Below are 7,735 nucleotides of genomic sequence, written 5' to 3'. Positions count from 1 at the left end.
GGGTTCGGCGGTGCGGCGGGTGGCTCCGCGGTGGTCGGTGGGGTCAGGGCGGCCGGCTGGGCACCGGCCACCGGCCCGTCCGGGGCCGCGAACCACCACGCGGTCGTCGCACCGGAGCTGACCGTCGGCGCGCCGACCTGTTCGCCCGGCCGGCCGACCGGCTGGGGCACGGTCTGCCGGGGCACGGTCGTCCCGGCCGGGGTCGCTGCGCTGGCCGTACCGAAGGCGTCCCAGGACTGCGCGGAGGCCATGCTGCGGGTGACCCGGGTCAGCAACTCCGGATCGAAGGCGGGGGCCGGCGTGCCGGCCGGTCGGGCCGACGGTCCACCGGTCGGCTCCCGGTTCGATCCGGCCGCCCCCGGCGTGCGCCGGTCCCGGCTCGGCACGGCGACCTGCGCGGAGGCGACACCCGGCCGGTCGGCCCGGCGCAGCACCAGCAGCGACTGCGGTATCCGCAGCCGGGCGGTCACCCCGCCGCCGGGGGTGTGGGCCAGTTCGACCGACCAGCCGTGCCGGCGGGCCAGCCGGCCGACCACGAAGAGGCCGAGCACTTCGGTGGGAGCCAGGTCCAACCGTTCCCGGCGGGCCAGCCGGGCGTTCTCCTCGGCCAGCCGCTCCTCGGTCATGCCGAGGCCGCGATCGGCCACGGCCAGCAGGGCGCCGCCGTCGGTCACCTCGCCGGAAACCGTGACCCGGGTGTGCGGGGGCGAGAAGACGGTGGCGTTCTCCATCAGCTCGGCCAGCGCCAGTACCAGGTCGCCCACGATCGCGGGCGCGGCGGACACCCCGGACGGCACCTGCACGTCGACCCGGGTGTAGTCCTCGATCTCCCCCAGCGCCAACCGCACCACGTCGGCCAGCGGCACCGGGGCGACGTGGCTGTCGGCGCCGGTGGCGCCGGAGAGCACCACCAGGCTGTCGGCGTTGCGGCGTAGGCGGCTGGAGATGTGGTCCAGCCGGTACAGGTGTTCCAGCCGGCCGGGGTCGGTCTCCTGCCGTTCCAGCCGGTCGATGAGGGCGATCTGCCGGCCGACCAGGTTCTGGGTGCGGCGTCCCACGTGACCGAACATCTGGGCCACGTTGCGCCGGCCCGCCACCTGCCGCTCCACCAGCCGGGCGGCGGTGTTCTGCACCTGTTCGAAGGCGCGGGCGAGGTCGCCGATCTCGTCCTGGGCGCGGACGTCGACCGGGTCGAGGCGTACCGGTGGGGTGGCGTCGGACTCGTCGTCGGCCACCCGGGTCAGCTCGGCCTCGGCGACCCGGGCGACCCGGTCGGCGGAGCGGGTGAGCCGGGTCAGCGGGCGGGCCACGGTACGGGCCACCGCCATGCTGAGCACGACCACGGTCAGCAGCACCAGGGCGGCGGTGATGCCCACCAGCCAGGCCACGGCCAGCGCCCGCTGCCGTTCGGCCCGGGTCTGCTCGATCACGTCGGCGGCGATCTTCTTCTCCACGAACTGCCCGAAGGTGATCATCGAGCGGGCCGCGGGGAAGATCACGTCCAGCGACAGTCGCCGGACGACGGCGATCGGGTCGCGGGCGCTCTCCGCCTGGAAGGTGGCGGTGCCGCGAGCCGCGACGGCCGCATCGTTGAGCAGCGCCAGTTGGTACTGCTCGGCGGTGATCATGCGGCGGAACCGCTGGCTGTCCACCTGGAGTGCGGCCATGTTGGCGACGTACGCGGCCGCGACCCGCGGATCCGAGGTGGCCTTGACCAGCACGATCAGGGTGGCGGCAACCCCGAGCCGCTCGTCGGCGCGCATCAGTCCGTCGAGCGCGACGACCTGGCGACCCACCGACGTGTCGGTGTCGGCCCGGAAGGGTAGCCGCAGCGCCTCGATCAGGGCCATGTTGATCGGGCCGAACGCCTCCAGGACCTGGCTCGGGCTGGCGGCCCCGGCGAGCACACGGGGGCGCAGCTCGGCGAGCCCGCGGACGCCGTCGAGAGCGGCGCGGAGGTCGGTGGTGAGCTGGCCGCCCAGTTCGGCGTGGAGGTCGGCGACCTGGTCGTCCACCTCCGCCGACTTCTGCACCAACTCGTGGCGGGGGATCCGGCCGAGCAGCAGCCCGACGGAGAGGAAGCGTTCCTGTTGCAGGTTCTGGACCAGGCTGCCGACCCGGTTCGCGAGCCGGACGGTGTCCGAGGTCTCGGCGGCCCGCCGGGCCTCCGAGATCCGGTCGACCACCACCGGCACGGCCAACCCGACCATGCTCAACAGGGGGATGATCACCAGGACTGCCAGCTTGCCCCGGATCCGCAGCCTACCGAGCAGCATCGAGAGGCCCCCACGGATCGGTGCCGACGTGCTGGCCCGGCCCGGTGGGCTGGAGCAGTCGGTGGTCCTCGGGGCTCAGGCCGCGCGGGTCCGGGGCGGTGGCCCCGCCGGTGGCGCGGGAATCCGCGGACGGCTGCCAGCCGGGGCCCGGTTGCCTCTCGGGCTTCGCCCCGGTGTCGGGGCCTGCCTCGGTGGCCCGTCGGCGCGTCCGGCTGGCTTCGCCCAGGAGTACGCCCAGCAGGATCAGCGCGAGCAGCGCCGCCGTGGCCGCGGCGCCGGCGGCGAGCCACCGGTCCAGGTCGTAGCCGTCGATCCGGTCGACCAGCTGCGCGTCGAGCTGGTCGAGGATGACCGGCTGGAGCTGCCGGGCGGCGGACTGTGCGTTGGCGCGGGCGGCAGCGACCTGGGCCGGATCGGCGAGGCCGGTACGGGAGCCGGGCTCGGGCGCGGAGTAGGCGGCGAGCGCCTCGACGGCGCGCTGGTAGGTGTCCAGCGGGGCGAGCACCGAAGCGCCGAGGTCGGTGCGCTCCGAGTTGTCCACCGCCGCCCGCAGGTCGGCGACCAGGTCGGACGCGGAGCCGAGCGCGGTCACCCGGGCCTCGGCCAGCTCGCCGACGCTCCGGCTGGCCTGGCTGGTGGGGCGACGTGTGGCGAGGACGGTGAGGTCGGCGAGGCGACCGGCGGCAACCAGCGCAGCGGGCAGGTCACGCCCGACGCTGTCCTGGAGGAAGGACGAGTCCGCTCCCGGGTCACGCGCCAGGCCGGAACTCTCCCGGACCTTGCGGTAGAGGGCCAGCAGCAGGTCGGTGACCTCGCGGTACGCGGAGTAGGCGGCCTCCGGCTCGGCGAACCTCCGCTCGGGCAGCGCCTCCAGCTTGGCGCGCAGACCCGACCACCGTTCCTGGCTGCGTAGCTCGCCGCCGATGCGCAGGTCGACCTGGGCGACGCCGCGTACCGCCTGGTCGAGCGAGGAGCGGGCGGCGGGCCGGCCGGCGACGGCGGCGGACTGGGCTTCGACCAGCGCCTCGGTGACCGGGGCGAGCGCGCGAAGGTACTCGATGCCGAGCCGTTCGCGGTTGGCGAGCTCCCGGTCGTCTGCGGTGCTCCGGTAGGTCTGGACGAAGAGCGCCGCGACCGGCGCGAGCAGCGCCACGACGAGTACCAGCGGCAGCAGGCGACCCGGGCCGGAGGGCCGTCGAGGGGGCCGCTGGGTGGGGACTGTCATGCGGTCGGTCTCCTCCGGCGACGGATGGGTGTCTCCTGTCCGGTGCCGGGGTCGCCGACGCAGTCCCGTGCACCGGACCGGAAAAGTATCCGACGGGCTCGGCGGTGCTGCCATGGGTCCACTGTCCTTTTCCCGTCATCACACGCGATGTCACCGTCCGATGACCCGGCGGTCACCTGCCGCGATGCCCGGCCTGTTGTCCTGCTTGGATCTGGGGGGAATTCGGGCGATAGTCGAAATTCCCGGGATCCGAAGTCATTGGGCTGGGAAATGTCTGGACGGGAGGCGATCGACCATGCGGGTGCATCGATCGGACGACACGAACCTGCCAGACGGAGGATCCCAGCCAACGTTCAGGAACGCGCCCGTACCGTTGTCGTATGAGATCACCGCTGTCGGCCGTGCGGCTGAAGCGCGTCCTGGGCAGCCGACGCCGGATCGTTGCCGCGTCGGCTGCCGTGGTGCTGCTGGCCGCCGCCGCGGCCTGGGTGGCCCGGCCCGACCGGCCCGCCTTCCGTACCGAGTCCGCACTGGTCACCGTCCGATCCGGACCGGACGGCGACGAGCCGGTCGAGTTGGACACGACACTCTGGCTGCCCGACGGCGCGTCGGCCGACAACCGGGTGCCGGCGGTGCTGGTGGCGCACGGGTTCGGCGGTACGAAGGACTCCGTCCGTACCGACGCCGAGGACCTGGTCGCCCGGGGTTACGCCGTGCTGACCTGGACGGCGCGCGGCTTCGGCCGCAGCGGCGGGCAGATTCACCTGGACCACCCCGACTACGAGGTGCGGGACGCCCAACGGCTGCTGGACCGCCTCGCCGCGCGGCCGGAGATCCGTACCGACGCCGCCGGCGACCCCCGGGTCGGTGTGGTCGGCGGCTCGTACGGCGGCGGTCTCGCCCTGCTGCTGGCGGCCCAGGACCAGCGGGTCGACGCGATCGTCCCGATGATCACCTGGAACGACCTGTCCCGGGCCTTCCTGCCGGAGAGCACCGGCCGGCCGGCCACCGAGGGCGTGTTCAAGAAGGGCTGGGCCGGAATCTTCTTCGGTGGCGGCGGGAACGTCGGCGCCGGCCCGGCCGGGTTCTCCGGCGCGTCCGCCGTCCCGCCGGAGGGCGCCCCCGTGTCGCCCGGCCCGTCCGGTCCGGCACCCACGGCGCGACCGGGAATCGGCTCGGGCCCGGCCCGCGCCGAAGCCGCCGACCCGTCCTGCGGGCGGTTCGCCGCGGACGTCTGCGCCGCGTACCTGCGCATCGCCACCACCGGCCGGGCCGACCAGGCCGCCGTGGACCTGCTGCGCCGCTCATCCCCGGCCGGTGTGCTCGACCGGATCAAGGCGCCCACCCTGCTGGTGCAGGGAGAGGCGGACACCCTCTTCCCGCTGACCGAGGCGGACGCGAACGCGCGCGGTATCGCCGCCGCCGGCACCCCGGTGCGGGTCGCCTGGTTCACCGGTGGCCACGACGGCGGCGCGGGACCGACCAGCGACTCCGACCGGGTGAAGTTCCTCACCGCGCAGTGGCTGGACCACTACGTCAAGGGCGAGGGGGACGCCCCGGGCGACGACTTCACCTTCTCCCGGATCGCCGGCTTCAACGCCCTCGACCGGGGGCTGGCGGCCAGCGGCTACCGCACCACCGACTACCCGGGGGTCGTCGGCCAGACCCGCCGCGAGGTGGCGGTGGCCGGTCCTGCCCAGCCGGTCGCCAACCCGCCCGCCGGCAACCCGGCCGCGATCTCCGCGGTGCCGTTCGCCGGGGCGCTCAGTTCGCTGCTCGACGGGGTGGCCGGTGACATCCCCGGCCAGCACGCCCGCTTCGAGTCCACGCCGCTGGGCGAGGCGGTCGACGTGGTCGGCGCGCCCACCGTATCGATCCGGGCGGCCTCCCCGACCGGTGAGGCCGTGCTCTTCGTCAAGCTCTACGACGTCGCCCCGGACGGCTCGGCCACCCTTCCCGCCGGTCTGGTCGCCCCGGTCCGGCTCAGCGGCCTGCCGGCGAGCGTCGACGCCGCACGACCGGTCCAGGTCACCCTGCCGGCGATCGTGCACCGGATCGAGGCCGGGCACCGGCTGCGGCTCGTCGTGGCCACCTCCGACCAGGCGTACGCCACGCCGGTGGAACCGACCGTGTACACCATCGCCGCGGGCGACGCGCCACTGGCGCTGCCGACCGTGGACGCCGTGCCCATCGCCACCGCCGCCGCCGTGTGGCGTTGGGTGCTGCTCGGGCTGCTCGCCGCCATCGCGGTCGGGCTCGTCGTGGTCGTCGCCGTTCTCCGCCGCCGGCACCGCCGCCAGGACGACTCCGTGCATCCGGCGTACGCCGGCGTCCCGCTCGTCGTTCGTGACCTGCGCAAGGAGTACGCCGACGGGTTCGTGGCCGTGTCCCGGGTGGACTTTGAGGTGCACCCGGGGCAGGTGGTGGGCCTGCTCGGGCCCAACGGCGCCGGCAAGACCACCACCCTGCGGGTACTGATGGGGCTGACCCAGCCGACCAACGGCGAGATCTACGTCTTCGGGCACCGGCTGGTGCCCGGGTCGCCGGTGCTGTCACGGATCGGCGCGCTGGTGGAGGGGCCCGGCTTCCTGCCCCACCTGTCCGGCCTGGAGAACCTGAGGGCGTACTGGCGGGCCACCGGCCGGCCGTGGGAGGACGCGCACTTCGACGAGGCGCTGGAGATCGCCGGCCTGGGCGCGTCGGTGCACCGGCGGACGAAGAACTACAGCCACGGCATGCGGCAGCGGCTGGCCATCGCGCAGGCGATGCTCGGCCTGCCGGAGCTGCTGGTGCTGGACGAACCGACCGACGGGCTGGACCCGCCGCAGATCGCCGAGATGCGCCGGGTGCTCCAGCGGTACGCCACCGGCGGCCGGGCGGTGCTGGTCTCCAGCCACCTGCTCGCCGAGGTGGAGCAGACCTGCACGCACGCCGTGGTGGTCAACAAGGGCCGGATCGTGGCGTCCGGCCTGGTCGGGGAGATCGTCGGTGAGTCGCCGAGCGTGCTCTTCGAGGTGTCCGACCCGGCCGCCGCCCGGGAGGTGCTCGGCCGGCTCGACGGGGTCCGGGTGCTGCCCGACGGCGACGGTCAGTTGGTGGTGGACACCAACGGCACCGCCCGCAGCGAGGTGGTGGCGGAGCTGGTACGGGCCGGCGTGGGGGTGGACCGGGTGGTGCCGCGGCGCCGCCTGGAGGACGCGTTCCTCGCCCTGGTGGGCGAGAACTCTCGGGGAAGCGGGGACCGGTGATGGCGGGCTCTACTGTCGGGTCGACCTCGGGCGCGGGCCCGGCCGGCGGGTCCGGACCGGCCGGGAGCACGGGCGCGGCCAACCGGGGCGGGGCGGCGGTCGGTTACCGCCCCTCGGCGACCATGCCGTTCCTGGCCGAGTTCCGCCGGCAGGCGTCGCGGCGGCGTACCCAGCTGGCGCTCGGGTTCATGGTGCTGCTGCCGCTGATCATCCTGATCGCGTTTCAGTTCGGTTCCGGTGACGACGACCGGGACGGTCGGGGTGAGTTCTCCAGCCTGGCCGACCTGGCCACCTCGGGCGGGCTGAACTTCACCCTTTTCTCGATCCTGGTCTCGGCCTCCTTCCTGTTGGTCGTGGTGGTGGCGCTGTTCTGCGGGGACACGGTGGCCAGCGAGGCGAGTTGGGGCAGCCTGCGTTACCTGCTGGCCGTCCCGGTGCCCCGGGCGCGGCTGCTCGCGGTGAAGTTGGTGGTGGCGCTCGCGTACTCGGTGCTGGCTCTGCTGCTGCTCGCGGCTACGGCCCTGGTCGCCGGCACCCTGCGGTACGGCTGGGCGCCGCTGCGCAGTCAGGTGGCCGCCGAGCTGACGCCGGGGGAGGGGGTGCTGCGGCTGTTGGCGGTGCTCGGCTACCTGGCGGTCGTCCTGCTGGTGGTGGCCGGTCTGGCGTTCCTGCTCTCGGTGACCACGGACGCCGCGCTCGGCGCGGTCGGCGGCGCGGTGCTGCTGTGGATCCTCTCCAGCATCCTGGACCAGATCACCGCGCTCGGTGCCGTGCGTTCCTTCCTGCCGACCCACTACAGCAACGCCTGGTTGGGTCTGCTCTCCACCCCGATGCAGACCGACGACGTGGTCAGGGGCGCCATCTCCGCTATCAGCTACGCGACCATCTTCTGGTCCCTGGCCTTCTACCGCTTCACCCGCAAGGACATCACCAGCTGACCGGTTCCCTACCGATCCGCGCAGGGGCCGGGGTGGGCGGTGGGGAGA

Annotated in this window: 4 protein-coding genes; 2 read left to right on the top strand and 2 right to left on the bottom strand. The window is 74.1% G+C overall.

Annotation, left to right across the window (positions count from 1 at the left end):
* Together E1182_RS27580 and E1182_RS27575 are read right to left on the bottom strand one after the other, a co-directional pair.
* A partial coding sequence (locus E1182_RS27580) for a nitrate- and nitrite sensing domain-containing protein (RefSeq protein ID WP_132270667.1) occupies positions 1-2,276 on the bottom strand: 2,276 nt, incomplete at its 3' end.
* Positions 2,263-3,501, bottom strand: a complete 1,239-nt coding sequence (locus E1182_RS27575; protein ID WP_132270666.1) for a hypothetical protein — start codon at positions 3,499-3,501, stop codon at positions 2,263-2,265. The genes E1182_RS27580 and E1182_RS27575, both read right to left, overlap by 14 nt.
* A gap of 380 nt (positions 3,502-3,881) precedes the next feature.
* Between E1182_RS27575 and E1182_RS27570 the strand changes: the two genes are divergently transcribed.
* Positions 3,882-6,749 (top strand): alpha/beta fold hydrolase, encoded by a 2,868-nt coding sequence (locus E1182_RS27570; RefSeq protein ID WP_132270665.1) that lies wholly within the window; start codon positions 3,882-3,884, stop codon positions 6,747-6,749.
* Positions 6,749-7,687, top strand: a complete 939-nt coding sequence (locus E1182_RS27565; protein WP_132270664.1) for an ABC transporter permease — start codon at positions 6,749-6,751, stop codon at positions 7,685-7,687. The genes E1182_RS27570 and E1182_RS27565 overlap by 1 nt, the downstream gene beginning before the upstream one ends.
* The last annotated feature ends 48 nt before the right edge of the window (positions 7,688-7,735 follow it).

This window comes from Micromonospora sp. KC721 (genome assembly GCF_004348355.1).
Classification (GTDB): domain Bacteria; phylum Actinomycetota; class Actinomycetes; order Mycobacteriales; family Micromonosporaceae; genus Micromonospora.
The sequence above is the reverse complement of the archived record's forward strand: the minus strand, read 5'-3'. Positions and strand labels throughout refer to the sequence as shown.

What these genes read in the sequence shown, in the direction of transcription:
- E1182_RS27575 (WP_132270666.1), bottom strand. Translation starts at nt 3,501, where the DNA reads ATGACAGTCCCCACCCAGCGGCCCCCTCGACGGCCCTCCGGCCCGGGT.
- E1182_RS27570 (WP_132270665.1), top strand. Translation starts at nt 3,882, where the DNA reads ATGAGATCACCGCTGTCGGCCGTGCGGCTGAAGCGCGTCCTGGGCAGC.
- E1182_RS27565 (WP_132270664.1), top strand. Translation starts at nt 6,749, where the DNA reads ATGGCGGGCTCTACTGTCGGGTCGACCTCGGGCGCGGGCCCGGCCGGC.